Genomic DNA, 24,142 nt, shown 5'->3' on the forward strand with positions numbered 1-24,142 from the left:
AGCCAGGAAGTGCCGCACTATTCCGCCGCCAGCGCTGCACCTGGGGGTAGCGGTACCAGGCGTGCTGAGCGCCGCCGCGGCAGATAGATGCGGGCGCCGTCAAGAATGCCGCCCAGTTCGCGCATGGCGTCGGTAGCCATGCACAGCGCGACCAGCGGAAGCCAGCGGTCGAGATATTGTGCTGCAACCTCCGCGTCGCCGTTCTGCACCGCGGCCAGGGAGTCCAGCAATGCCGCCTCGTCCGCACTGATGCGGCTGCAGGCCGGGCAGCGGATCTCTGGCTTGCGGACGCCAGACACGGCAAAGGTGCCGAGCAGCGCAAACAGCGGCAGCAAGGCCGTGTTCGGGACACCGGCCACGTTAAGACCGATGCGCATCGACGCCATCGCGCCGGCAGTTCCAGCGCGGAACCACTGCCGCACGCCGGTCAACAGTGCCCGCTCGGCCGTCGTCAGGTCCGTCACCGTCCAGGGCGACGGCCGCCCCTCTTCCACCGTCCCGCACATGCCGATGCTCCTTCATTCGGTTGCACGCGCATCCTAGCGCCACACGCGAAATAATGCGAGTCATTCTTAGTTGCATGGGGTGACTGTGACAAAATGTGGCTTCCGGTGGGTGTACGGAATGCCGGAAAGGACGCGTTAACCACCGGGACCAATCCTGGACCGACTCGCAGCACGGGGGATCGGTGGGGATGATGCGGACGCTTCGGGGGGCTGTTCTCGGACTGATCGCAACGGTTGGATTGGGCATTGCGGGGGGCGTGACCGAGGTCCGCCCGGCGGCGGCCCAGATCGTTCTGAAGCCAGCCTATGGCGAGGCGTCGCTGTCCGGACCGGCCAGGGCACGCGGTGCGGTGGTGTGGAGCCATGGCCGTTCGGTGGATTCGGAGGACTCGGAGGCCCCTACCCCGCTTTACATGAAGACGCTGCGTGACGCCGGTTGGGACGTCTACCGGCTCGACCGCATGCGGGTCAGCGACACTCTTCCGAACAGTGCCCGTGCGCTTGCCGGCTATTCCGACATGCTGAAGACCAGGGGGTACCGACGCGTCGCGCTCACCGGGCAGTCTTTCGGCGCCTTCATCTCGCTGATTGCCGCCGGACAGACCAACGCCGTCGATTCCGTCATTGCCACCGCGCCGGCCGCTTTCGGAAACTTCACCGAAGCCTATGACAGCTACCGCGAGAATGCCGCCCAACTCTGGCCGATCCTGCGCGAGGTCCGCCGGGCCAGAGTCATGATGTTCTTTTTCCATGGCGACGATTTCGATCCCGGCGGACGGGCCGAGCCGGCGCGCAGTATCCTGGCTCAGCGCGGCTTGAGCAGCCTGATCATCGACCAGCCGTCGCTGCTTCCGGGGCATGGCGCCGCCAACACCGGCTTGTTCGTCCGCCGTTTCGGTGCCTGCATCGCCCGCTTTGCCGAGGCGCCGCCGGCCGCGAACGATCCGCCCTGCGATGAATCCTGGGGCCGCAGCCCGAGCGCCGAACTCCTGCAGGCGGCATTGCCGGCCAATGCCTCGGGCTCAGCCAAAGGCGATGTCGATACCACTGCTGCCCTGCGCCCCTTCATGGGCATGTGGTATGGCAGCTACATCAATGGCCGCGAGGTCGCTCTCTCGGTCGAAAAGGCCGAAGGCGATGTCGTCCATGCCGACTATCTGCTGGGTGCCGGCATGGAAGCCGACCAGCCTTTCGAGCGGGTGCGCCGCAAGGGCCGGATCGAGAACGGCGAACTGGTCTTCGATGAAAAGGGCCGGAACATGCTGCGCTATCGCCTGCGGCCGGATGGACGGATTTCGGCCACCTGGCTGGACAGGGATGGCCGAGGCCGGTTGGATACGGTGCTTCGCCGGGTGAACTGAGGCCGCCCTTCCTGGTGTCCTGAATGCTCAGTCCTGGGCCAGAAAATTGCGGACGATCGCGATCTGGTCGTCCGTCATCAGCGACGGGGCGTGGCCGGTGTTGGGGATTTCCACCACATTCACCAGACCGGACGCCCCTGGGCCACGCTCCGCCATCCGTTCCGCCGTCTCCGCGCTCAGCAGGTCCGAGTCCGCACCGCGCAAAACCAGGACCGGGCAGCGCACGCGGTCCCACAGCGCCCACAGATCGACATCGCCGACCGGCGCGGCCTTGAAGGCATCACCGATACCGGGATCGTAGGCGAGACGGAACCTGCCGTCAGGCAGCGGGCGGGCGCTGTGCTCCGCCATGTGGCGCCAGCATTCGTCGCCGATCGTGCCGAACCCCATCAGGACGAAGCGCAGATAGGATTCGAGCGCCGGCAGATCCTCGAACACCGGGTCCTTGCCGACATAGTCGGCGATGCGCTGCAGGCCGGCCTGGGCGATAAAGGGGCCGACATCGTTGATGACCATGCGGCGGATCGGGCTGTTGGCCTGGGCCGCCAGTGTCATGCCGATCAGTCCACCCATTGAAGTGCCGATCCAGTCGACCGTCTCCACCCCCATGCGGGCGATCAGCGCCACCATGTCTGAGCAGTATTGCGGATAGCCGTAGAGCGCCGGCACCGGCAGCCAGTCGCTGCGCCCGCGCCCGACAATGTCCGGACAGGCGACCCGCCAGCGGTCCGCCAACGCCAATGCCAGCCGGTCGAAATCGCGGCCGTTGCGGGTCAGCCCGTGGACGCAGATCGCTGTCCGCGCGGCATCGTCGCGCCCCCACTGGGTATAGGCGACCTTGTGGAAGCCGGCGGCGCTGAGGCCGAGGATGCTGCGTTCGGACATCGGCACGGGCGGGCACTCCTGTTCAGCGGTGAAGGGCTCATCCCTTTTTCGGCGATTTGGCGTTCCGTGGCAACTCTGCCTCGTCACTGCCGGCGGACGCATCGCGGATGGACGGGAGTGCGGATGACGGCGTCGTTACCGAACGGTCGAAGGGATGACGGGCGGCGTCATAATTCCGACGGATGATGCGGACATAGTTCCGCGTCTCCTCGTAGGGCGGAACGCCCTTGTAACGGTCCACAGCCCCTTCGCCGGCATTGTAGCCGGCCAGCGCCAGCGTCACGTCGCCCTGGAAATAGGCCAGCAGCCAGCGCAGGTACTTCACCCCTCCGGTGATGTTCTCCCTGGGATCGAAGACGTTTCCGACGCCGAACCGGTCGGCGGTGTCCGGGATCAGTTGCATCAGCCCGGCTGCGTCCTTCGGCGATACCGCATCGGTCCGGAAGGCGCTCTCGGCCTGGATTACCGCAAGCACCAGCGCCGGGTCGACGCCGTATTTCGGAGCGATGGCATTGACCAGCGACACGACCTCCGCCGGCGGCGGTCCGACCTCGCGCACGGGGCCGGCACCGGGACGGCACCAGGGGCGGATACGTCCCATGCGGCCGGGAACATAATTGACCAGCCGACGCGCTTCCGGGTGCCCGCGTGACGCCGCTGCGCGCAGCCAGGCGGTGCCGATCCGCCGATCCTTGCGCACACCCTTGCCGAACAGGTAACGGCGGGCCAGCCGGAAAGCGGCATCGGCGTCGCCCTGCTCCGCCAACTCGCAATCGCCGGACTTCATCTTGGGCGACGGTGGGGGGAGTTCAGCGACGGACGCCGGCTTGCTGGAGGATCTGGCATCCGCCGCGACAGCGATGGGAACCGATGCCAACCCGGCGCCCGACAGCGCCAGTGCCACCAGCGGCACCATCACGACATGACGAAACGGCAAACCTCGACCCTCCTGCGAACCCGCGTCATCATACGGGAAGCGGGAGTATGGTGATGCAACCTGTTCGGAACAAGGGCAGCCCGAGACTCCCTGTTCGGGTCGGCATTGTTCAGGTCAGGGGCCGCGCCGGCGCCGGCCCTGCTTCTTCGGAGCGCCTTCGGGGATGCCACGGCCTTGGCGGGCGCTGCTGATGCCGATGCTGCCGGGGGTTTCCAGTCCGAGGTCCATCGCCTCCAGCCGGCGCAGTTCGTCGCGCAGGCGGGCCGCCTCCTCGAATTCCAGGTCGGCAGCGGCGGCGCGCATCCGCTTTTCGAGATCGGCGATGACGCTCTTGAGGTTGTGCCCGACCAGCTCGTTGGAATTCAAGCCGGTCTTCACCGTCACATGGTCGCCACGCTCGAACACGCTTTCCAGAATGTCGCCAATCGCTTTCTTGACCGATTCCGGCGTGATCCCATGCTCCAGATTGTAGGCCATCTGCTTCTCACGGCGACGGGCAGTCTCGTCGATGGCGTATTTCATGCTGTCGGTGATTTTATCGGCATAGAGGATCGCACGCCCATCGACGTTGCGCGCCGCGCGGCCGATGGTCTGGATCAGCGAGGTCTTGGAGCGCAGATAGCCCTCCTTGTCGGCGTCCAGGATCGCCACCAGGGCGCATTCCGGGATGTCCAGCCCCTCGCGCAGCAGGTTGATACCGACCAGCACATCATAGGCGCCGAGCCGAAGGTCGCGGATGATCTCGATGCGCTCCAGCGTCTCCACGTCGGAGTGGATGTAGCGGACGCGCAAGCCCGCCTCATGCATGTACTCGGTCAGCGCCTCCGCCATCTTCTTGGTCAGGGTGGTGACCAGCACGCGATAGCCTTTGGCGACCACCTCTTTGCATTCGCCGATCAGGTCATCGACCTGGGTCTCGGTCGGGCGGACGATCACCGGTGGGTCGATCAGGCCGGTCGGGCGGACCAGCTGCTCGGTGAAGACGCCGCCGGTGCGCTCCAGTTCCCACGGGCCGGGGGTGGCGGAGACGAAGACCGTCTGCGGTCGCATGCCCTCCCATTCCTCGAACTTGAGCGGGCGGTTGTCCTTGGCGCTGGGCAAGCGGAAGCCGTAATCGGACAGCGTCGATTTCCGCACAAGGTCGCCACGGTACATGCCGCCGATCTGCGGCACCATGACGTGGCTCTCGTCGACGATCAGCAGCGCATCGCCCGGCAGATACTCGAACAGGGTCGGCGGCGGATCGCCCGCTGCGCGGCCGGTCAGGTAGCGGGAATAGTTCTCGATGCCGGCGCAGGAGCCGGTCGCCGCCATCATCTCGATGTCGAAGGTGGTACGCTGTTCCAGCCGCTGCGCCTCCAGCAGCTTGCCCTCGGCGGCGAACTCCTCCAGCCGGTCCTTCAGGTCCTTCTTGATCTGGTTGATCGCCTGGTTCAGCGTCGGCTTCGGCGTCACATAGTGGCTGTTCGGATAGACGCGCACGGCCTCCAGCGCCGCCAGCTTCTCGCCGGTCAGCGGGTCGATCTCGTGGATGGCCTCGATCTCGTCGCCGAACAGCGAGATGCGCCACGCGCGGTCTTCCATGTGGGCCGGGAACAGCTCAACCGTGTCGCCGCGCACGCGGAACAGGCCGCGGCCGAAGGCGGCGTCGTTGCGCTTGTATTGCAGCTCGGTCAGCTTGCGCAGCAGCTCCGGCTGGGCGATCACCTCGCCCTTGCGCAGGTCGACCGTCATCTCCGAGTAAGTCTCGACCGAGCCGATACCGTAGATGCAGGACACCGATGCGACGATGATGACGTCGTCCCGTTCCAGCAGGGCCCGTGTCGCCGAGTGGCGCATGCGGTCGATCTGCTCGTTGATCGAGGATTCCTTCTCGATATAGGTGTCGGTGCGCGGGACGTAGGCTTCCGGCTGGTAATAGTCGTAGTAGGAGACGAAGTATTCCACCGCGTTGTTCGGGAAGAAGGACTTCATCTCGCCATACAGCTGCGCTGCCAGAGTCTTGTTGGGCGCCAGGATCAGCGTCGGGCGCTGCACCGTCTGGATGACGTGCGCCATGGTGAAGGTCTTGCCCGATCCGGTGACGCCGAGAAGAACCTGATCCTTCTCGCCCTGCCGCAGTCCGGCGGTCAACTCCTCGATCGCGTTCGGCTGGTCGCCCGCAGGCGCGAAATCCGATGAGATGACGAACTGCTTTCCGGCTTCCAGCTTCGCAAGGGGCCTGGCGGGAATGGCGGACAGGACGGGACTTGCCATGGGGCGGCGATCCGATCAGAGGAAGGGTACGGAACGGGAACCGATTATATGGCCGCCACCCTCCCGTCTGTCGAGCCCTCCGCTGAAGAGGGGTACTGACCGATAGCGGATCGGACGGGCACCGGCAGGAGGATGAATGGAACGTTTGAAACCGGATGAAACAGGTTTCGCGGCACTGTTCACTGTTTCATCCGGCGACCATGCAGAGCAGGGAGATGCCCTTCGCAGACCAGCAACGACAGGACATACAGCGAGCCTCCATGATAGAAAACAGCCATTCCTTCCTATCACGCCTCCGTTTGGTCGATAAGTCCAGGACGAAAATCTTAGAACAGCCATGGTTCCAGGGCATCATCCCGGCGACGGCACAGAGCAGCTGACTATCCCCCTCCTGACCTCCCCCGCTCTCGGCCGACAGAAGGTCGATCCGATCTAGGGGGAGGGAGTGCCGCCGCTTAGCTCAGTGCCTTCGGGTTGGAGATTCCCAGCCGCGCCTGGACGATGGCCTCCAGCGAGTCCATCAGCACCTGCTGGCCGTCGCGATCGAAGTCCCCGGCGGCGATCTCGATGCACAGGCGGTGCTGCAGTGCCTCCACCCGTTTCCGCAGGTCGTCGCCGGACAGCGCATCGTCGGCGTCTTCGCCATAGAGCAGGGCGAGCGCGCCCAGCATCGAATGGCCGGCGGCATCCAGCCCCTTCAACTCGCGCTCGGCAATCTCCAGGGCATTGGCGACCATCAGGGCGGCGTAGCGGGCTTCGGGGGCGACATGCGGAAGCACGTCCGCCCGAAAGGTGGTGGCGGCGATCTGCAGCAGGCCACGGGCGTCGGGATTGGCGCGCATCAGGCCACCCTCTCCACGACGCCAGACGCCGTTCCGCCGATAGAGTGGAGATGGCGCAGCATGTCCATCTCGATCTCCGGCAGCATCCGCCCGGTCAATGCCAACTCGATCGAGGGGGCGCTGCCGGAGCTGTGGCGCAGCCCCTGCTCCACCGCAATCGCCGCCCAGCGCAGATAGGCCGCCGTCTCCCAATAGGCGACACGCGCCGGATCGACGCGACGGCCGGAGGTTTCCTCATAGCCGGCGTAGAAGTCCGCCCGGTCGGCGATGCCGCCAGCCTCGCGGTCGGGCCGCCGGAACCGCCAGGAGCGGGAGCAGAACCAGCCGAGATCCTCCATCGGGTCGCTGAAGCCGGCGAACTCCCAATCCAGGATCGCGGTCAACGCGCCGTCCTTGACCAGATAATTGCCGGTGCGGAAGTCGCGGTGGCACAGCACCACCGCCCCCGGCAGCGGCGCATTGACCTCCATCCAGCGCAGCCCCCAGGCGATCACCGGATCGCGGCGCCCCAGATCGCCGAACCAGCGGCGGAACTGCGCCAGCACTTCCTGCGCCGGACAGTCGGGCGCTTCGCCCAGCCGCTCCAGCCCTTCGGTCTCGGGGGTGATCCGGTGCAGCAGGCCAAGCTGCCGGCCAAGCTCGCGCGCCAGTTCGGGCTGTGCCGCTTCCGAACGGGTCACCGCATGGCCGGCGCCGAGCCCTTCGGCCCGCCGCATGATGTAGAAGTCGTGACCCAACACCGCGGGGTCGTCGCAGGCGAACAGCGGTTCCGGCGCCTTCACCCCGGCGGCGAAGGCGGCGCGCAGCACCACGAACTCCCGCAGCTTGCCGATGCTGGCGGAAATGCGCCCGCCGGCTTCGGACCGTAGCACGCAGGAATGGCGCCCGGCCAACGGCCCGCCGTCGATCTCCAGCGTCACCGCGAGGTTCAGGGAGATCGCACCACCGCCGAGCCGTCCATCTTCCGTCAGCGTGATGCGGGATGCGCCGGCCTGCGCGGCCAGCCAGCTTTCCAGGCGGATACGGTTGTCATCGGACAGCAGCAGAGGCGGGCACCGGTCGGACGCGGTAACGACATGCATGGCCTTCTCCCTCCGAAGATTGGCGGGCGCGTTGGCTCGCGCGGTCTTGTCGGTCAAGCGGTCGATGGTACGCACGAAGCACTGTTGCCGACAAGTTTCACCTTGGTAAGAAAAGCGGTTCCACCCCCGAAAAACTTGACCCCTCCCCCGCCGGGCAGGCGGGAAAGGGGCCGATTTTTGCTTAAGGTGGAGATGGCTTACGCAGCGACCGGACGATTCGCTCCCTGATCCTGGCCGGCCGGAGCGGCCTGCTGGGTGGCGGGAACCGGCGCAGTCCTGGTCTCGCGGACCGGCAGCATGTCACCGATGCCGAAGGCGACGGCCATCAGGTTCGGCACAGCCATGGCGGCGAGCAGCATCGACCACAGCTCCAGCGACAGGGTGCCCAGCGGGTTGACCAGAGCGGCGGTGGCCGAGGCGGCGACCAGGGCGGCGGACAGCCAGGCTTCGGGCTTGGCGCAGAAACGGCCGGCGGTGCGCTTGCCGCCCTTGGCGGTCACCCGGAAGGCGTCCTGTTTGCGGAACAGGCCACGGACGACGGCCAGCGCCACGGTGGTGGACAGCGCCATGCCGACGGCGCAGGCACCCAGGCTTTCTTTCCAGCTGTTCCCGGAAGCATAACGCGAGGCCAGCAGGCTGGAGGCGGCACGCAGGACCAGGGCACCGAGGACGGCGGCGGTTGCGGCAACCGGCGGCAGATGCAGCGGCAGAACCAGCGAGGCGAAGGTCCAGACCACGGCGGCGACAGCAGCGAACAGGCCGACGGCGTCGGACCACCAGCGGATCCAGTTGGTGACGTAGCCGAGCTTCTGCCGCGCGTTCAGTTCGGCCGCACCCGGCAGGAACTTCTTCCAGTGGGCGCGGACGATCTGGGTGGAGCCGAACACCCAGCGGTCGCGCTGCTTGCGGAACTGCATGAAGTTGTCCGGGGCCAGACCGGCGCCGAGACGCTCGTCGGTGTAGGCGGCGCGGTAGCCTGCCGACAGGATGCGCAGACCGAGTTCGGTGTCCTCGCAGATGCCGGCCTCAGACCAGCCGCCCACCCGATCCATCGCCGACCGGCGCAGCATGATCATCGTGCCGTGGCAGATGAAGGCCTGGGACGACACGCCCTCCTGCATGCCGACGTCGAAGAAGGGACGGTACTCGGCGGTCATGGCTGCCTTCAGTGCCGTCTCGTGGCCGTCGCGGTGCTCCTGCGGGGCCTGGACGATGCCGACCGACGGATCGGCGAAGGTCGGGGCCAGCTTCGACAGCCAGTCGGACGACACGGTGTAGTCGGCATCCAGCACGGCGACGATCTCGGCGGCCGGGTCGGTGTGGCGCAGCGCGGCGTTCAGCGCGCCGGCCTTGAAGCCGGAGATCTTCTTGTACCAATGGAACTTGAACTTCGGCCCCAGCGCCCGGCACATCTCCTCCACCGGGTGGACAAGACGCTCCTCCTCGGTGTTGTTGATCAGGACGACGACCTCGTAGTTCGGGTAGTCGAGCCGCGACAGCGAGGCCAGCGTGGCGTTCAGCACATCCGGCTGCTCACGGCAGGCGGCGACATGGATGGAGACCATCGGCTTGTGCTCGGTGCTGGGCACGGCATGCGGCAGCAGGGCCGGGGCGCGGCCGGTCAGCAGCCGGCGGGCGACGTCGACCAGATCGGCGAAGGCGACGCTCATCATCAGGGCGCCCAACGCGAAGGCGGAACCCCAGGTGGTGACCGCACCGAAGGTGAGATATTCGGCGAAGGCGCCGGCGACCGCGGACCCGATGGCGAAACCGATGATGTTGGCGCCCAGCGAGGCGGCCAGCGCGAAGCCGGCATTGGTCCGGCGGCGGAACACCGCGAAGGCCGACAAAGCGAGGCCGACGGCCAGCGCCACGCCCGCACCGACCCGTTCACCGTAGGGGGCGGCAACCGCTCCGGTCATCGACCATTTCGGCTGACGGTCGGCATCCAGCACGCCCCAGGTCGGGCCGGGCGAGCCTTCGATGGTCGACTTCCAGATGCCGTCGAAGGCTTCGACGACGTTGTAGTGCAGGCCGAGCGCGTTGGCCTCCGCCGCGAAGCCGCGGACGACGGCGGCCTGGGCCTCCGGTGTCGGATAGGCGTCGTGAAAGTTCTCGCCGCCCGACGGCCAGCCGACCTCGCCCACGAACAAGGGCTTGCCCGGATGGGACTTGCGCACGGTGTCGAGGCGGTCGCGGATCCAGGTCAGCGCATTGTCGACCGGCACGCCTTCCCAGTAGGGCAGGACGTGGACGCCCATGAAATCGGAAGCCTTCACCGTGGCGTCGGCCTTGATCATCTCCGACCAGACGTCTGCGGTGCCGACCTTGATGGTGGCGGGAACGGCGGCGCGCACGCGCTTGATGTAGGCGGCCAGTTCGGCGTCGGTCAGTTCGGCGCGCAGCAGCGTCTCGTTGCCGACGATGATGCGCTTGATGCCGCGGAATTCCTTGGCCAGCGCGATGCCGTGCAGGATCTCGCGCTCGTTCCGGGACTTGTCCTCGCTCAGCCAGATGCCGAGCGTCACGTCCAGGCCCTTGGAGATCGCAATCTCCGGCACCTCGCCCTGGGAACCCAGCGTGGAATAGGTACGGACGCCATTCGCGAAGCCGGCGATGGCGCTCATGTCCTTCTCGATCTCCTGGCGCGGCACCACCGGCTGGTGGTTGGGATCGTAGCTGCGGCCCGAAGGCGAGTAGGACACCGATTCGATACGGCCGGGCTCCGCCTCCACCGGCGTCGGCGCGTTGCGCCAGGACCAGAAGGACGCGTGGCCGGCGGTCACGGCCAGCAGTGCGGCGGCGATGGCTGCGCGCCGGATCGAGTTCTTCGGGTTGCTCATGGGGAGTTCGCGTTGCCCTGTTGCAGGGTGGCCGTTCGCCACCGGACATCCGCACAAACGGACAGACCGACTTCCCTATTCCGTCACTTCCGAAAATTTTTTGTGCGGTGCAGAGAACGGAACCCCGGCAGGTGCTCTCTGTTGGACAACGTCCGGTTCGAGACTCCAGAACAGCAGGAGAAGCCCCATGGCCACGCGCCACGAAGACAGCCCGGAGCACAAGAAGGCCCATGATCTGGCCGAGCAGGCCCTGGACAAGGCCGCCGACGGCGATGCCCGTAAGGCGCGCGACCTGATCGAGGAAGCCAAGAGCATCGATCCGAAGATCGGCGAGGAAATGGCCCGCGAGGCTGCCGAGGATCAGAAGAAGGCCGACAACTATGCCGGCAAGACCAACAAGTGATTGAAAAGAACTCCCTCTCCCCACGCGGGAGAGGGAGTTTGGGGGTGGTCCTTACTCCGCCGCCAGAGCCTCCGCCGCGACCGGCGGCGTCCAGCGCAGGACCGGTTTGCGGGCCGCCGCAGTTTCGTCCAGGCGACGCCGCGGCGTCAGGCGCGGAGCGGCCTGGAAGTAGGCGACATCGCCCGACTTGGCGCGCTCGGCCAGTGCCCGCAACGCATCGACGAACTGGTCGAGGCTGGCCTTGCTCTCCGTCTCGGTCGGCTCGATCAGCAGGGCGCCGTGGACGACCAGCGGGAAATACATGGTCATCGGGTGGAAACCCTCGTCGATCAGCGCCTTCGCCATGTCGAGCGTGGTGACACCCGTTCCCTTCAGGAAACGGTCGTCGAACAGGCACTCGTGCATGCACGGTCCTTCGAAGGAAGCCGTCAACACGTCCTCCAGCCGCGCCATGACATAGTTGGCGTTCAGCACCGCGTCGCCGGAGGCCTGCCACAGCCCGTCGGCGCCGTGGCTCAGCATATAGGACAGCGCGCGGACGAACATGCCCATCTGGCCGTGGAAGGCCTTCATGCGGCCGAAGGCCGGGCCTTCGCCGGCGTTCTCGACCAGCGCGAAGCCGTCCTTGCCGTGGGTGACGTAGGGCACCGGGATGTAGGGCGCCAGCGACTCCGCGAACACCACCGGCCCCGACCCCGGACCGCCGCCGCCATGCGGGGTGGAGAAGGTCTTGTGCAGGTTGATGTGCATGACGTCGATGCCGAGATCGGCCGGACGGACCCGCCCGACGATGGCGTTGAAGTTGGCGCCGTCGCAGTAGAAATAGCCGCCGGCCGCATGCACCGCCTCGGCGATCTCGATGATATCGCGCTCGAACAGGCCGCAGGTGTTGGGATTGGTCAGCATCAGCCCGGCCACGTCGGGGCCGAGCTTGGCCTTCAGCGCGTCCAGATCGACGCGGCCATCGGCGGTCGCCGGGATGGCATCGACGCTGTAGCCGCAGGCGGCTGCGGTCGCCGGGTTGGTGCCGTGGGCGCTTTCCGGCACCAGGATCTTGGTGCGGCCGCTGTCGCCCTTGGCCTCATGCGCGGCGCGGATCGCCATGATGCCGCACATCTCGCCATGGGCACCGGCGGCGGGCGCCAACGTCACCGCGGCCATGCCGGTCAGCGTCTTCAACCAATGGGCCAGCTGGTCCATCAGTTCCAGCGCACCCTGCACCGTGCTGACCGGCTGCAGCGGATGCACGTCGGAGAAGCCCGGAAGCCGCGCCATCTTCTCGTTCAGGCGCGGGTTGTGCTTCATCGTGCAGGAGCCGAGCGGATAGAAGCCGCTGTCGATGGCGTAGTTCTTCTGCGACAGGCGGGTGTAGTGGCGGACCACCTGCGGCTCGGCGAGGCCGGGCAGCCCGACCCTGGCGCGCGGCTTCACCGCACCCAGGCGCGAGGCGACCTTCGGCACATCGGGCAGATCGACGCCGGTGCGGCCGGCACTGTCCTGTTCGAAGATCAGCGGCTCTTCGATCTGGAGACCGCGGTTGCCGGTGACGGTACCGGTCACGCCGTCGAACGAGGCGGCACCGGCCGGAATGGCCGACGGACGGCCCTGGTTGTTCATGCTCATGCCAGAACCTCACTCAGAGCGGCGGCGAAGGCGTCCATGTCGGCGTCGGTGTTGGTCTCGGTGACGGCGACCAGGAGAAGGTCTTCCATCTCGCCCGGATAGAGGCGCGACACCGGCACGCCGCCCAGGATGCGGCGCTTGGCAAGCTCCTCGACCACCGCGGCGGCCGGCTTCGGCAGCTTGACGGTGAATTCGTTGAAGAAGCCGTCGTTCAGCAGCTCGACACCCGGTACCGCCGCCAGCTTGTCGGCCATCTGGACCGCCTTGGCATGGTTCAGCTGGGCCAACTGCGTGATCCCCGCCTCGCCCAGCAGGCTGACATGGATCGAGAAGGCCAGCGCGCACAGGCCGGAGTTGGTGCAGATGTTCGAGGTCGCCTTCTCGCGGCGGATGTGCTGCTCGCGGGTGGAGAGCGTCAGCACGAAGCCGCGGCGGCCATCGGCATCCACCGTCTCGCCGCACAGGCGGCCCGGCATCTGGCGGACATATTTGTCCTTCACCGCGAACAGCCCGACATAGGGACCGCCGAAGTTCAGCGCGTTGCCGAAGGACTGGCCTTCCGCCGCCACAATGTCGGCACCCATGTCGCCCGGCGGCGTCAGCAGGCCGAGCGACAGCGCTTCCGTCACCACCACGATCAGCAGGGCGCCCTTGGCCTGGCAGGCGGCGGCAAGGTCGGTGTAGTCGCGGACATGGCCGAAAACGTCGGGGTTCTGAACGACGACGCAGGACGTCTTGTCGTCGACCAGCGCCAGCAGATCCTCGCCGCCGGTCGGGGCGGCTGGCAAAGCGACAGCCTCGAACCCGATGAAGCGGGCGTCGGTGGTGGTCACGTCGCGGTAATGCGGGTGCAGGCCGCCGGACAGGATGGCCTTCTTCCGCCGGGTGACGCGGTTGGCCATCATGACGGCCTCGGCGCAGGAGGTGGCGCCGTCATACATCGAGGCGTTGGCCACATCCATGCCGGTCAGCAGCGCGACCTGGGTCTGGAATTCGAACAGGACCTGCAGCGTGCCCTGGCTCACCTCCGGCTGGTACGGCGTGTAGGCGGTGAGGAACTCGCCGCGCTGGACCAGATGATCGACGGTCGCCGGCACATGGTGGCGGTAGGCACCGGCGCCGAGGAAGCTCGGCACCGACCCCGCCGGGATGTTCTTCGCCGCCAGGGAGCCGAGCAGCCGTTCGACCTCAAGCTCGCCCATATGGTTGGGCAAGCCCCCGATCGGGCCGGCCAGACGGGCCGCCTTTGGAACATCGCGGAACAGGTCTTCGACCGATGTTGCGCGGACGGCCTCCAGCATGGACTGCCGGTCGGCCTCGGTCAGGGGCAGGTAACGCATGTTAGTGGGATTCCTCCACGAAGGCCTTGTAGGCCGATTCGTCCATCAGACCATCGAGTTCGGAGGCGTCCTTCAACTGGATCTTGAAGAACCAGCCCTCACCCTCGGCGGCGCTGTTGACCATCGACGGATCGTCCACCAGGGCCTGATTGGCCTCGATGACGGTGCCGGAGACCGGAGCGTAGACGTCGCTGGCCGCCTTCACCGATTCGACGACGGCGGCTTCCTTGCCCTGCTCCAGCACGCGGCCGGCCTCGGGAAGCTCGACGAACACCACATCGCCCAGCTGGCTCTGGGCGAAATCGGAGACGCCGACGGTGGCGACGTCGCCGTCGACCTGAACCCACTCGTGGTCCTTGGTGTATTTCTTGGTCATCTGAAGGGTTCCCTGTTCGAAACGTTGCTTGCGGTTGGAAGAACCGGAGCGTCAGCCCCGGTAATAGCGTTGCGGCACGAAGGGCGTGGCGGCGACGCGGGCGGGCAGCGGCTTGCCGCGCACCACCAGCGTCAGCGGCGTGCCCACCGCCGAATGCGCGATGTCGACATAGCCCATGGCCACCGGCGCCCCGGCGGTCGGGCCGAAGCCGCCGCTGGTGATCTCGCCGATGCGGTTGCCGTCGGCATCCTGGATTTCGGTGTGCTCGCGGGCCGGCTGGCGGCCTTCCGGCTGGATGCCGACACGGCGGCGAGACGCGCCCTCGGTCAGCTGCCGGTGGATGATGTCATAGCCGGGGAAACCGCCCTCGGCGCGGCGGCGCTTCGGCAGCGTCCATTCCAGCGCGCCGTCCACCGGCGTCGTGGCGGTGTCGATGTCATGGCCGTAGAGGCAAAGCCCGGCCTCCAGCCGCAGCGAGTCGCGGGCGCCGAGCCCGATCGCCTCGACCTCCGATTCGGCCAGCAGGGCGCGGGCGATCATCTCGGCATCGGCCTTGTCGCAGGAAATCTCGTAGCCGTCCTCGCCGGTGTAGCCGGACCGGGTCAGGATCACCGGCACGCCCTTGAAGCTGGCGGACAGGTAGCTCATGAACTTCATGGTGGCGGCTTCCGGGACGAAACGGGCCATCACCTCGGCCGCCATCGGACCCTGGAGCGCCATCAGCGCCAGATCGTCCAGCAGTTCCACCTCGGCCTTGCCGGCCAGCTTCTCGCGCAGATGGGCGACGTCCTGCTCCTTGCAGGCGGCATTCACCACCAGGAACAGATGGTCGCCGGCATTGGTCACCATCAGGTCGTCGAGGATGCCGCCCTGTTCGTTCAGGAACAGCGTGTAGCGCATGCGGCCCTGGGCCAGCCCCTTGATGTCGCCGGGAACCAGCGTTTCCAAGGCGGCGGCAGGATCGGCGCCGGTCAGGCGGACCTGCCCCATGTGGGACACGTCGAACAGCCCGGCCTTCTCGCGGGTGTGCTGGTGTTCCTTGAGAATGCCGAGGGGATACTGCACCGGCATGTCATAGCCGGCGAAGGGGACCATGCGGGCGCCAAGCTCGACATGGAGCGCGTGCAGCGGGGTGGTCTTGAGAGCGGTTGCGGCCTCGGTCACGCGGGTCCTCCGACAGGGTTCTAGCGCCCACGCCGGGATCGGCGCAGGAAGCTGCCCCCTCTGTCTTGGACCTGAGAGATTCACCGCCGCCCGGTCGAGCCGGGCACCCGGTTTACTCCTTCGGTGAGTCGCGGCGACTGGGCGCCGAGGCTGCTTTCCAGAGTTGCCTTATCCCCTTGCGGTCCTTTTGCCTGAGAGTTTCCGGGGGCGGTTGCTCCTTCGGCGCCGCCTGCGGACCTGTCGATTTACGACAAGCTCACAAGCGATCTCTCCCGCGAGGGATCATCGGCGTGATGGCGGCACAGTGTCGCGAATAGACAGGTTTGTCAATCGACGGATCGGGTCCGCTCTGTCCTCTCATCGGCCGTCATCCCCGCGAAGGCGGGGATCCAGACCATGCAGCCAAGCATTTGATGCGGCTGGATTCCCGCCTTCGCGGGATTGACGGTCGACAAAGCGCAGAAACGATCCGCCTTACTTCTTAACCTGCGTCCGGTTGAAGTTCAGCTGTTCCGGCGTCAACTGGAAGCCGAGATAGATCTTCCAGTCCTTGGCGTTGCCATCCTTGGGCAGTGGAATCTTCGGGGCCAGCTCTTCCCTGGTGCCGGCGCGCGGCTGGCCGGGAACGAAGGTCACGTCGGTGTCGAAATAGGCCTTCGACACCAGCGTTTCGTCCGGCTTGGCGATGGCAACGAAATACTGGTACTTGGCGGTGTTGCCCTGAAGAGCCGGGCCGCGCTCGGCGACCAGGAAGACGTTCACGTTCACCGTGACGCCGGCGCTGGTGTATTCGCAGTTGCCGGTGTAGTCGGTCAGGGCGGCGCGCGACTCCAGATCGGTCAGATCCTTCCCGCCGGGGCGGAAGACCGTCACCTCCTGCAGGTCGCGGACGATATTGACCTTCGGGCAGGCCAGCGCCGCGTCCGCCGGGTTGTTCGATCCCATGCCGGAACAGCCGGACAGCACCGCGACGGCCCCGGCGGCAAGCAGCGCAGGGCGGCTCTTACGCATCAGGGACGCCAGCGGGCTTTTCCGGGCGGGGGTTCCTAGTTTACGGTCGCGGCGGTCCATCGGTTCGGCCTGATCGGTTAACGGGCTGTTGGATCGCGACTTTAGTGTCCCAGCTTGACCGGCACAAGACCGCGCGGCGGTTCTATCCCTTGCGACGGTTCGGCACAGGGCCACCTTAGGGCACGTCTTCCATGCAAGGGCGGAACAGCGCATATGACCACCACCCATTCCCCGGCCCTCCAGCCCTTGACGATCCTGCTGGCCGCACCGCGCGGTTTCTGCGCCGGTGTCGACCGGGCGATCCAGATCGTCGAGACGGCGCTCGACCGCTTCGGGGCGCCCGTCTATGTCCGGCACGAGATCGTCCACAACCGATTCGTGGTCGAGAACCTGGAAGCCAAGGGCGCCATCTTCGTCGATGAACTGACCGAGGTGCCGGATGGCCGCCCCGTGGTGTTTTCCGCCCATGGCGTGCCGAAATCGGTGCCGCAGGCGGCGGAGGCGCGCGGCCTGTTCTATCTCGACGCCACCTGCCCGCTGGTCAGCAAGGTCCACCGCGAGGCCGAACGCCATTTCGAGGAAGGCCGCCAGATCGTGCTGATCGGTCACGCCGGGCATCCGGAGGTGATCGGCACCATGGGGCAGTTGCCGGAGGGGGCGGTCGTGCTGGTGGAGACGGTGGCCGACGTCGCGACACTTGAGGTGAGCGATCCGGACAACCTCGCCTACGCCACCCAGACCACCCTGTCGGTCGACGAGACGACGGAGATTCTGGCAGCCCTGCAGGCCCGTTACCCCGCCATCGCCGGGCCGAAGAAGGAGGATATCTGCTACGCCACCACCAACCGTCAGGCGGCGGTGAAGGCCATCGCGCCGAAGGTGGAGGCGCTGCTGGTGCTGGGGGCGCCGAACTCGTCCAACTCCAAGCGGCTGGTTGAGGTGGCGAAGACCCATGGCTGCCCGACAGCCCATCTGGTCCAGCGCGCCGCCGATATCGACTGGAGCGCACTGGCCGGTGTCTCCCGGCTCGGCATCACCGCCGGCGCGTCGGCCCCGGAAGTCCTGGTGGAGGAAGTGATCGAGGCGGCACGCGCGCGGTTCGACGTGACGGTGGAGGAACTGCGCACCGCGACCGAGAACATCGTGTTCAAGCTGCCGCGCGCGTTATCGGTGGAGCGGGAAACGGTTTGAGAGAAGCTGACGGCAGCTTTTGCCCCCTCCCCATCCCTCCCCCGCCTACGGCGGTGGAGGGGGTAGGATGCTTGACAGGTGACGTTTACAAAAATGCGGCGGAGTTCCCTCTCCCGCCAAAGGCGGGGGAGGGTTAGGGAGGGGGCATCAGCACCGATACCTCACCCCTCCGCCACCGCCAGCAGCCCCTCCACATCCACCACGCACTCCAGGCGATCCGCGACCGCATCCAGCGCACGCTCCACGGCCACCCCATAGGCCAACTCCGACCCGCCGCCCATTCCACGCAGATAGGCGGCGCGGAAGCCGTCGGCGCCGAACAGCCCGTGCAGGTAGCAGCCTGCGATCCGTCCGTCCGCCGACTCCGCGCCATCCGTCACCCCATCCTGAAGCTCCAGCATCGGCCTTGCCCGGTCCGGTCCGTCGGTGCGCCCCATGTGCATCTCGTAGCCCGCCACCGCGGCGCCGGTGCGGCGCTCCCGGCCATGGGCTTCCTCCAGCACCTTGGGACCCTTCAGCACCGTCTCGACATCCAGCAGCCCAAGCCCTGCCGCCTCCCCCGCCGGTCCCTCGATGCCGTCGGGATCGGCGATGCGCCGCCCCAGCATCTGATAGCCGCCGCAGATCCCCAGCACCCGCCCGCCGCGCCGGCAATGGGCCAGCAGGTCGATGTCCCAGCCCTGCGCCCGCAGGAAGGCAAGGTCGGCAATCGTCGCCTTGGTGCCAGGCAGGATCACCAGATCGGCATCGCCCGGCAGCGGCTGGCCCGGACGCACCATGGTCAGCGCGACGCCGGGCTCCTGCGCCAACGGGTCGAAATCGTCGAAGTTGGCGATCCGCGACAGCATCGGCACGGCGATGCGCAGCGCCCCGTCGCCGGCCTCCCTCGGCCGGTCGAGCGCGACCGCATCCTCCGCCGGCAGGGTCGCCGCCTCCTTCAGCCAGGGCACCACGCCGAATCCACGCCAGCCGGTGTGGCTTTCGATGATCCGCAGCCCTTCATCGAACAGGCGAACATCACCGCGGAACTTATTGATGATAAAGCCCTTGATACGCTCCTGCTCAGATTTCGGTAGAAGGGCGTGGGTGCCGACCAGACTGGCGATCACGCCGCCGCGGTCGATGTCGCCGACCAGCAGGACCGGCACGTCGGCGGCGGTGGCGAAGCCCATGTTGGCGATGTCGCCGGCCCGCAGATTGACCTCCGCCGGGCTGCCGGCGCCTTCCACCACCACGATATCGGCCTCGGCGCGCAGCCGCTCGAAGCTGTCCAGGACGGTGCCCAGCAGTTCGCGCTTGCGCGCCTGATAGTCGGCGGCCCGCGCGGTGCCGACCACCACGCCCCGCACCACGATCTGGCTGCCGACATCCGACTGCGGCTTCAGCAGCACCGGGTTCATGTGGACGCTGGGCACCACGCCGCAGGCGCGCGCCTGCAGCGCCTGGGCGCGACCGATTTCGCCGCCGTCGGCCGTGACCGCGGCGTTGTTGGACATGTTCTGCGGCTTGAACGGCCGGACGGTCAGTCCGCGCCGCACCAGCGCCCGGCACAAACCCGCCACCAGCAGCGACTTGCCGACGTCGGAGCCGGTTCCCTGCAGCATGATCGCGCGCGATGGCATCGCTTTAGAACTCGATGCCGGCCTGGGCCTTCACCCCGGCCTCGAACGGATGCTTGACCAGCGTCATCTCGGTGACGAGGTCGGCGGCGGCGATCAGTTCCGGCTTGGCATTGCGGCCGGTGATGCAGACATGCAGGTCCGGCCGGCGGGCGGCCAGCGTCGCCAGCACCTCGTCCAGCGGCAGATACTCCATCCGCAGCACGATGTTCAGCTCGTCCAGCACGATCAGGCGATAGCGCGGGTCGGCCATCAGCTCCTTGGCCTTGGCCCAGGCGGCCTCGGCGGCGGCGATGTCGCGGGCGCGGTCCTGGGTGTCCCAGGTGAAGCCCTCGCCCATCGTGTGGAAATCGACCAGATCCTCGAAGCGCTCCAGCGCCACCGTCTCGCCGGTGGACCAGGCGCCCTTGACGAACTGCACCATGCCCACCCGCATGCCATGGCCGGCGGCGCGCATCATCAGGCCGAAGGCGGCGGTCGACTTGCCCTTGCCCTTGCCGGTGTGGACCATCAGCAGGCCCTTCTCCACCGTCTTGGAGGCGAGCGCCCGTTCCTGCAACGCCTTGCGCCGCTTCATCTTCTCGGCATGGCGGCGGTTCAGCTCGTCGGCATCGGCCGCGGTGTCGGTCATGCGGGGGTTCCCTTCACGAACATCGGCAGACCGGCGACGGTCAGCACGACGCGCGGCGCCACGGCCGCAATGGATTGGTGCAGGCGGCCGGCATGGTCACGGAAGCGGCGCGCCAGCGCATTGTCGGGGACGATGCCGAGCCCGACCTCGTTGGAGACCAGGACCACCCGGCCCGGCAGCGTCGGCAGAAGCTCCACCAGCGCCGCGGTCTCCGCCGCGATATCGGCCTCGGCCATCAACAGGTTGGTCAGCCACAGGGTCAGGCAATCGACCAGCACGCCGGTGCCGGCGGCGGCGTGGCTGCGGAGCGCGCCGGTCAGGTCGCGCGGCTCCTCCACCGTGGTCCAGTCGGGGCCGCGGTCGTCGCGATGCTTTGCCACCCGCTCCGCCATCTCCGCGTCCCACACTTGCGAGGTGGCGATGTAGACGCGCGGACCGCCCAATGCAGTCACCAGCCCCTCGGCATAGCGGCTCTTGCCGGAGCGGGCGCCACCGAGAACCAGGGTCAGGTCCGCACTCATTTCCCCGGCTGTCATTCCCAGGGCGTCCCGTCGCGGTGGCGATAGGCGCCGTCGCGCCACACCATGTCCTCGTCGGAATAGCTGGCCTCGTCGCCGTCGCTGCGGTCGCCGACCTCCAGGTAGCTGGCCGGCCGGCTGCTGCGGTTGATCAGGTGGTGGCCGTCGGCGACGCCATGGGGAAATCCGGCGCACATGCCGGCGGTCAGCAAGGTCTCGCCCGCATCGGTGACCAGGGTCAGTTCGCCGTCCACCACATAGACGAATTCGTCCTGGCGGCTGTGCCAGTGGCGCAGGGCGGAGGAGGCACCGGGAGCCAGCCGGGTCAAATTGACGCCGAAATTGGTCAGCCCCAGCGGATCGCCCAGTGCAACCCGGTGCCGCCCGGCCACCTGCGCCCGGAAGGGCTGCGGATAGTCGGTGGCGCCGGTTTGGGCGGTCAGGGCGGTTGGATCAATGACCGGCGGTTTCGGCACGGGCGGTCTCCGGATTGGCGTTGCGGGGTTGGACTGTCGCAAACCGAACCGGCGCCGTCAAACCGTGCAAGTCCCCTGACAACAGATGGGGGGTGCGGATCAGGGTTGAGGGGGCCGCGGCTGGACAGGCACCCTCCGGCCCGCCATGCTTGTTGCAACGCAAAATCAGGAACCGCGATCCGATGTCCAACCTGGAAATCATCAGCCGCCGTCCCGCCGGTACGCCGAAAGCGCCGCCGCTCCTGTTCGTCCATGGTGCCTTCAGCGGCGCCTGGATCTGGGATGCCAAGTTCCTGCCCTGGTTCGCCTCGCGCGGGTGGGAAGCGCATGCCGTCTCGCTCCGCGGCCATGGCAACAGCGAGGGGCGCGACCGGTTGCATGAGTTCGGCATCGCCGATTATGTGGATGACGTCCTGCAGGCGGCGGACGGCCTGTCGGCGCCGCCGGTGCTGATCGGTCATTCCATGGGCGGCATGGTGGTGCAGCGCGCGCTGTCCAAGCGCCGCTTTGCCGGCGGCGTGCTGATGGCGTCGGCCCCGCCCTACGGTCTGTGGTCCTCCACGATGGGGCTGGCCTGGAGGTCGCCTTATGTGTTCCAGCAGATGGCGATGCTGACGACCTTCGGCGAGAAGGCCATCGACCCGGACGCGATCCGTCGCGCCATGTTCTCCGACAAGATGCCGCGCGATGAGGCCGCGAGATACGAGGCGTTTCTGCAGGAGGAATCGCGCCGGGTGCTGCTGGACATCGGCGGCTGGATCCCCTTCCCCGTGCTGCCGCCGCGCGACATGCCTGTGATGGTGATGGGCGCGGAGGAGGATCTGCTTTTCCCGCGCGCGGAAGTGATCGCCACCGCGATGGCGCTGAACACCCAGCCGGTCTTCATGCCGGGGATGGGGCACGCGATGATGCTGGAACAGGACTGGCAGGCGGTCGCCGAGCGGGTCGAGCAGTGGGTCTCGGCGGAGGCGATGGCGCAGGTGGGGTGAGGGGAGCATGTGCCCCCCTCGCTCCCGTCACGCCGTCGTCGGATTCGGCATGCCCGGCATCGGCTCGTCGGCCGGCGGCGGGATTTCCGGCAGGACATCGGGATTGTCGGGCACCGGATAGGGGTCCGGCGTCGTCGGCCGGCCGGGCTGCGGCGGGTTCGGGTTGGAGGGCGGCGGACTCTCGCCGGGGGTGGACGGCTTCTGCGGATCGCTCATGCGGAACCTCCTGGGTCAGGGATCGCTGTGGGGCAACGCCTCAATCGACTGTCCGTTCAATCGCCCGGCCGCCGGCCTGCACGTCCTGCCCGGCGCCCTCCACCGTGTTGCAGCCGGTCAGCAGGGCCGTCAGCGCCATCAGGAAGGTCAGGATCACCAGTTCACGCGCAGGGAACGGGATGGCGCGGGCAGTGGCGCGCTGCCGGCGGTTCTTGGCGTGGTGCATGGCGTCTCTCCGGTGTGAGGGGGGCTGAGTGGCTGTCCGGGCGTCGTTCGTCTCTGTTTCTGACAACGGAGCGGCGGCGGCTTGGTTCCGCTGGCGCCCCTCCCGCCATGCAGGGAATGCAACGGTCCTTTCGATGCGTCCGAAAGCCTTGACGCGGTACGCCCACCGGGCAAGATGACCAGCTTTTGCGCAGCCTGCCCGCTTTCCAGCCAGCCAGTACGGTCCGGCGGCGCGGCCAAGGCCGCATCCCCCAAGTCCGATACAGGTCCCGTCATGAGCACCGCCACCCTGCCCACGCCCGAGCCGTTGCGCGCGCGCCTCGCCGCCCACATCGGCGAGCTGCTGCGGCTGGCGGCGCCGGTGATCGTCTCCCGCGCCGGGCTGATGGTGATGATGGCGGTCGACACGGCGATCGTCGGCCGCTACTCGGCGCAGGAACTGGCCTATTACGGGCTGGCCCATCTGCCGGGCAACATCATGGTCGGCACCGGCGTCGGCCTGTTGATGGGCACGGTCATGATCACCGCCCACGCCTTCGGCGCCGGCAACGATGCCGAGTGCGGGCGGGCGTGGCGTCGGTCCGTTCCCTATGCGCTGCTGCTGGGGGTGCTGTTCGCGCTGGTCTCGCTGCTGGGCGATCCGCTGTTCCAGGCGGGCGGCCAGACGCCGGACATGGCGGCGGGCGGCGCCCATGTGCTGGCGGTGCTTGGCCTCGGCGCACCCGGCATGATGCTGTACATCACCACCGGCTTCTTCCTGGAGGGCGTCAAGCGGCCGCTGCCAGGCATGGTCGCGATGGTGATCGGCAACATCGTGAACGCCGCACTCGCCTGGGCGCTCGTCTGGGGCCATGTCGGGCTGGAGCCGCTGGGCGCCGTCGGCTCGGCCTGGGCCACAACCATCGTGCGCTGGGGCATGGGACTGGGGCTGGTCGCCTATGTCTGGTGGATGCGCGACCATCACCGCTGGCAGGTCCGCCTGCCGGTGGCCGACTGGTGGAGCGGCGCCGCCCGCCAGCGCCATCTCGGCTATGCCGCCGGTCTCAGCATCGGGGTGGAGAGCGGCGCCTTCGGCGGTCTCGGCCTGTTCGCCGGGATGATCTCCCCGCTGGCGCTGGGCGCCTATACGGTGGGCCTGAACCTGACCGCCCTGCCCTTCATGGCGGCGGTCGGGCTGGCGTCGGCGACGGCGGTGCGGGTGGGCGTCGCCTACGGCCGCGGCGACCGCAGCGACATGGCGCTGGCCGGCTGGACCGGGCTTGGCGTCACCAGCGCCATCCTGGCCGGCGTCGGCATCCTCTACCGCAGCATGCCCGAGGCCCTGGGCGCCATCTACACCAACGACCCCGAGCTGCTGGAGGCGGTGGTGCCGCTGATCGCCTTCGCCGCCTGGATCCTGATTGCCGACGGTGGCCAGACGGTGATGGCGAACGCGCTGCGCGGCCGGCACGACGCCTGGGTCCCGACCGCGCTGCATTTCTTCTCCTACGCGGTGGTGATGATTCCGGTATCGGCCTTCCTCGTTTTCGGTCTCGGCCACGGCGCCCATGGGCTGTTCGAGGGAATCCTGATCGCCAGCCTGGTTTCGGTGACGATCCTGTCGGTGCGATTCGCGCTTCTCAGCCGGCGCTGAGCAGGCCATTCGGCC

23 protein-coding genes and 1 riboswitch are annotated in these 24,142 nt (G+C 67.6%); of the genes, 5 read left to right on the forward strand and 18 right to left on the reverse strand.

From position 1 onward, the window contains the following. Nucleotides 1-17 precede the first annotated feature (17 nt). Nucleotides 18-506: a hypothetical protein gene (locus A6A40_RS05565; protein ID WP_063634516.1), complete on the reverse strand. Its 489-nt coding sequence runs from the start codon at nucleotides 504-506 to the stop codon at nucleotides 18-20. 257 nt (nucleotides 507-763) lie between these two features. On the opposite strand from A6A40_RS05565, the gene A6A40_RS05570 reads away from it, so the two are divergent. Then, nucleotides 764-1,867, forward strand: a complete 1,104-nt coding sequence (locus tag A6A40_RS05570; protein WP_236783741.1) for an alpha/beta hydrolase — start codon at nucleotides 764-766, stop codon at nucleotides 1,865-1,867. Between the two features lie 27 nt (nucleotides 1,868-1,894). On the opposite strand, the gene A6A40_RS05575 is transcribed toward A6A40_RS05570, so the two are convergent. The 6 genes from A6A40_RS05575 to A6A40_RS05605 all read right to left on the reverse strand — a co-directional run bounded on the left by A6A40_RS05575 (nucleotide 1,895) and on the right by A6A40_RS05605 (nucleotide 10,712). Continuing rightward, the gene (locus tag A6A40_RS05575) at nucleotides 1,895-2,752 is read right to left on the reverse strand and encodes an alpha/beta fold hydrolase (protein ID WP_063634518.1); all 858 of its coding nucleotides are present in this window, start codon (nucleotides 2,750-2,752) and stop codon (nucleotides 1,895-1,897) included. Between the two features lie 37 nt (nucleotides 2,753-2,789). Further along, nucleotides 2,790-3,689: a lytic transglycosylase domain-containing protein gene (locus A6A40_RS05580; RefSeq protein ID WP_063634519.1), complete on the reverse strand. Its 900-nt coding sequence runs from the start codon at nucleotides 3,687-3,689 to the stop codon at nucleotides 2,790-2,792. 114 nt (nucleotides 3,690-3,803) lie between these two features. Then, nucleotides 3,804-5,945: an excinuclease ABC subunit UvrB gene (gene uvrB, locus A6A40_RS05585; protein ID WP_063634520.1), complete on the reverse strand. Its 2,142-nt coding sequence runs from the start codon at nucleotides 5,943-5,945 to the stop codon at nucleotides 3,804-3,806. A gap of 455 nt (nucleotides 5,946-6,400) precedes the next feature. Next, nucleotides 6,401-6,787, reverse strand: a complete 387-nt coding sequence (locus tag A6A40_RS05595; RefSeq protein WP_063634522.1) for a DUF6285 domain-containing protein — start codon at nucleotides 6,785-6,787, stop codon at nucleotides 6,401-6,403. Continuing rightward, complete coding sequence (locus A6A40_RS05600) at nucleotides 6,787-7,869, reverse strand: phosphotransferase family protein (RefSeq protein WP_063634523.1); 1,083 nt, start codon at nucleotides 7,867-7,869, stop codon at nucleotides 6,787-6,789. The genes A6A40_RS05595 and A6A40_RS05600 overlap by 1 nt, the downstream gene beginning before the upstream one ends. 197 nt (nucleotides 7,870-8,066) lie before the next feature. Further along, nucleotides 8,067-10,712, reverse strand: a complete 2,646-nt coding sequence (locus A6A40_RS05605) for a glycosyltransferase (RefSeq protein ID WP_063634524.1) — start codon at nucleotides 10,710-10,712, stop codon at nucleotides 8,067-8,069. A gap of 187 nt (nucleotides 10,713-10,899) precedes the next feature. Here A6A40_RS05605 and A6A40_RS05610 point away from each other — a divergent pair, with 187 nt between their 5' ends. Beyond that, nucleotides 10,900-11,115 (forward strand): hypothetical protein, encoded by a 216-nt coding sequence (locus A6A40_RS05610; protein WP_063634525.1) that lies wholly within the window; start codon nucleotides 10,900-10,902, stop codon nucleotides 11,113-11,115. A gap of 51 nt (nucleotides 11,116-11,166) precedes the next feature. Here A6A40_RS05610 and gcvPB read toward each other — a convergent pair whose 3' ends face one another. The 5 genes from gcvPB to A6A40_RS05635 form a co-directional block, all read right to left on the reverse strand. Next, nucleotides 11,167-12,738: an aminomethyl-transferring glycine dehydrogenase subunit GcvPB gene (gene gcvPB, locus A6A40_RS05615; protein WP_082860735.1), complete on the reverse strand. Its 1,572-nt coding sequence runs from the start codon at nucleotides 12,736-12,738 to the stop codon at nucleotides 11,167-11,169. Continuing rightward, entirely contained in the window at nucleotides 12,735-14,078 is a 1,344-nt protein-coding gene (gene gcvPA / locus A6A40_RS05620; RefSeq protein WP_063634526.1) for an aminomethyl-transferring glycine dehydrogenase subunit GcvPA, read from the reverse strand. Before gcvPA ends, gcvPB begins: the two co-directional genes overlap by 4 nt. A 1-nt stretch (nucleotide 14,079) precedes the next feature. Next, nucleotides 14,080-14,454 carry a glycine cleavage system protein GcvH gene (gene gcvH / locus A6A40_RS05625; RefSeq protein ID WP_063634527.1) on the reverse strand — a complete coding sequence of 125 codons (375 nt, stop codon included), beginning with the start codon at nucleotides 14,452-14,454 and terminating at the stop codon, nucleotides 14,080-14,082. A 51-nt stretch (nucleotides 14,455-14,505) separates the two neighbouring features. Next, a complete protein-coding gene (gene gcvT, locus A6A40_RS05630; RefSeq protein ID WP_063634528.1) occupies nucleotides 14,506-15,618 on the reverse strand; it encodes a glycine cleavage system aminomethyltransferase GcvT in 1,113 nt (370 codons plus the stop codon). 169 nt (nucleotides 15,619-15,787) lie between these two features. Further along, nucleotides 15,788-15,903, reverse strand: a riboswitch (glycine riboswitch). Between the two features lie 189 nt (nucleotides 15,904-16,092). After that, entirely contained in the window at nucleotides 16,093-16,629 is a 537-nt protein-coding gene (locus A6A40_RS05635; protein ID WP_063634529.1) for a lipoprotein, read from the reverse strand. Between the two features lie 213 nt (nucleotides 16,630-16,842). Between A6A40_RS05635 and ispH the strand changes: the two genes are divergently transcribed. After that, entirely contained in the window at nucleotides 16,843-17,820 is a 978-nt protein-coding gene (ispH, locus tag A6A40_RS05640; RefSeq protein ID WP_063634530.1) for a 4-hydroxy-3-methylbut-2-enyl diphosphate reductase, read from the forward strand. A gap of 161 nt (nucleotides 17,821-17,981) precedes the next feature. On the opposite strand, the gene A6A40_RS05645 is transcribed toward ispH, so the two are convergent. The 4 genes from A6A40_RS05645 to A6A40_RS05660 are packed head-to-tail and all read right to left on the reverse strand — an operon-like array spanning nucleotide 17,982 to nucleotide 21,064. Further along, nucleotides 17,982-19,442, reverse strand: coding sequence for a cobyric acid synthase (locus A6A40_RS05645; protein WP_063634531.1), 1,461 nt, complete (start codon nucleotides 19,440-19,442; stop codon nucleotides 17,982-17,984). A 4-nt stretch (nucleotides 19,443-19,446) separates the two neighbouring features. Continuing rightward, on the reverse strand, nucleotides 19,447-20,070 hold the full coding sequence (cobO, locus tag A6A40_RS05650; RefSeq protein ID WP_063634532.1) for a cob(I)yrinic acid a,c-diamide adenosyltransferase: 624 nt from the start codon (nucleotides 20,068-20,070) through the stop codon (nucleotides 19,447-19,449). Next, entirely contained in the window at nucleotides 20,067-20,591 is a 525-nt protein-coding gene (cobU, locus tag A6A40_RS05655; protein ID WP_063634533.1) for a bifunctional adenosylcobinamide kinase/adenosylcobinamide-phosphate guanylyltransferase, read from the reverse strand. Before cobU ends, cobO begins: the two co-directional genes overlap by 4 nt. Before the next feature lie 11 nt (nucleotides 20,592-20,602). Beyond that, on the reverse strand, nucleotides 20,603-21,064 hold the full coding sequence (locus tag A6A40_RS05660; RefSeq protein ID WP_063634534.1) for a cupin domain-containing protein: 462 nt from the start codon (nucleotides 21,062-21,064) through the stop codon (nucleotides 20,603-20,605). 182 nt (nucleotides 21,065-21,246) lie between these two features. Here A6A40_RS05660 and A6A40_RS05665 point away from each other — a divergent pair, with 182 nt between their 5' ends. Next, nucleotides 21,247-22,053 (forward strand): alpha/beta hydrolase, encoded by an 807-nt coding sequence (locus A6A40_RS05665; protein WP_063634535.1) that lies wholly within the window; start codon nucleotides 21,247-21,249, stop codon nucleotides 22,051-22,053. Nucleotides 22,054-22,080: 27 nt separating this feature from the next. Here A6A40_RS05665 and A6A40_RS05670 read toward each other — a convergent pair whose 3' ends face one another. Both A6A40_RS05670 and A6A40_RS31075 read right to left on the reverse strand, forming a co-directional pair. Next, the gene (locus tag A6A40_RS05670) at nucleotides 22,081-22,269 is read right to left on the reverse strand and encodes a hypothetical protein (protein ID WP_063634536.1); all 189 of its coding nucleotides are present in this window, start codon (nucleotides 22,267-22,269) and stop codon (nucleotides 22,081-22,083) included. 40 nt (nucleotides 22,270-22,309) lie between these two features. After that, nucleotides 22,310-22,495 (reverse strand): entericidin A/B family lipoprotein, encoded by a 186-nt coding sequence (locus A6A40_RS31075; RefSeq protein ID WP_063634537.1) that lies wholly within the window; start codon nucleotides 22,493-22,495, stop codon nucleotides 22,310-22,312. 273 nt (nucleotides 22,496-22,768) lie between these two features. Between A6A40_RS31075 and A6A40_RS05680 the strand changes: the two genes are divergently transcribed. Next, nucleotides 22,769-24,127, forward strand: a complete 1,359-nt coding sequence (locus tag A6A40_RS05680; protein WP_063634538.1) for an MATE family efflux transporter — start codon at nucleotides 22,769-22,771, stop codon at nucleotides 24,125-24,127. Nucleotides 24,128-24,142: the final 15 nt, after the last annotated feature.

Source organism: Azospirillum humicireducens, from assembly GCF_001639105.2.
Lineage (GTDB): Bacteria > Pseudomonadota > Alphaproteobacteria > Azospirillales > Azospirillaceae > Azospirillum > Azospirillum humicireducens.

Excerpts from the sequence above, each read along its gene's own strand:
- A6A40_RS05565 (WP_063634516.1), bottom strand. The coding sequence starts at position 506 with ATGTGCGGGACGGTGGAAGAGGGGCGGCCGTCGCCCTGGACGGTGACG.
- A6A40_RS05575 (WP_063634518.1), bottom strand. The coding sequence starts at position 2,752 with ATGTCCGAACGCAGCATCCTCGGCCTCAGCGCCGCCGGCTTCCACAAG.
- uvrB (WP_063634520.1), bottom strand. The coding sequence starts at position 5,945 with ATGGCAAGTCCCGTCCTGTCCGCCATTCCCGCCAGGCCCCTTGCGAAG.
- A6A40_RS05595 (WP_063634522.1), bottom strand. The coding sequence starts at position 6,787 with ATGCGCGCCAATCCCGACGCCCGTGGCCTGCTGCAGATCGCCGCCACC.
- A6A40_RS05600 (WP_063634523.1), bottom strand. The coding sequence starts at position 7,869 with ATGCATGTCGTTACCGCGTCCGACCGGTGCCCGCCTCTGCTGCTGTCC.
- A6A40_RS05605 (WP_063634524.1), bottom strand. The coding sequence starts at position 10,712 with ATGAGCAACCCGAAGAACTCGATCCGGCGCGCAGCCATCGCCGCCGCA.
- A6A40_RS05610 (WP_063634525.1), top strand. The coding sequence starts at position 10,900 with ATGGCCACGCGCCACGAAGACAGCCCGGAGCACAAGAAGGCCCATGAT.
- gcvPB (WP_082860735.1), bottom strand. The coding sequence starts at position 12,738 with ATGAGCATGAACAACCAGGGCCGTCCGTCGGCCATTCCGGCCGGTGCC.
- gcvPA (WP_063634526.1), bottom strand. The coding sequence starts at position 14,078 with ATGCGTTACCTGCCCCTGACCGAGGCCGACCGGCAGTCCATGCTGGAG.
- gcvH (WP_063634527.1), bottom strand. The coding sequence starts at position 14,454 with ATGACCAAGAAATACACCAAGGACCACGAGTGGGTTCAGGTCGACGGC.
- A6A40_RS05635 (WP_063634529.1), bottom strand. The coding sequence starts at position 16,629 with ATGCGTAAGAGCCGCCCTGCGCTGCTTGCCGCCGGGGCCGTCGCGGTG.
- ispH (WP_063634530.1), top strand. The coding sequence starts at position 16,843 with ATGACCACCACCCATTCCCCGGCCCTCCAGCCCTTGACGATCCTGCTG.
- A6A40_RS05645 (WP_063634531.1), bottom strand. The coding sequence starts at position 19,442 with ATGCCATCGCGCGCGATCATGCTGCAGGGAACCGGCTCCGACGTCGGC.
- cobO (WP_063634532.1), bottom strand. The coding sequence starts at position 20,070 with ATGACCGACACCGCGGCCGATGCCGACGAGCTGAACCGCCGCCATGCC.
- cobU (WP_063634533.1), bottom strand. The coding sequence starts at position 20,591 with ATGAGTGCGGACCTGACCCTGGTTCTCGGTGGCGCCCGCTCCGGCAAG.
- A6A40_RS05665 (WP_063634535.1), top strand. The coding sequence starts at position 21,247 with ATGTCCAACCTGGAAATCATCAGCCGCCGTCCCGCCGGTACGCCGAAA.
- A6A40_RS05670 (WP_063634536.1), bottom strand. The coding sequence starts at position 22,269 with ATGAGCGATCCGCAGAAGCCGTCCACCCCCGGCGAGAGTCCGCCGCCC.
- A6A40_RS31075 (WP_063634537.1), bottom strand. The coding sequence starts at position 22,495 with ATGCACCACGCCAAGAACCGCCGGCAGCGCGCCACTGCCCGCGCCATC.
- A6A40_RS05680 (WP_063634538.1), top strand. The coding sequence starts at position 22,769 with ATGAGCACCGCCACCCTGCCCACGCCCGAGCCGTTGCGCGCGCGCCTC.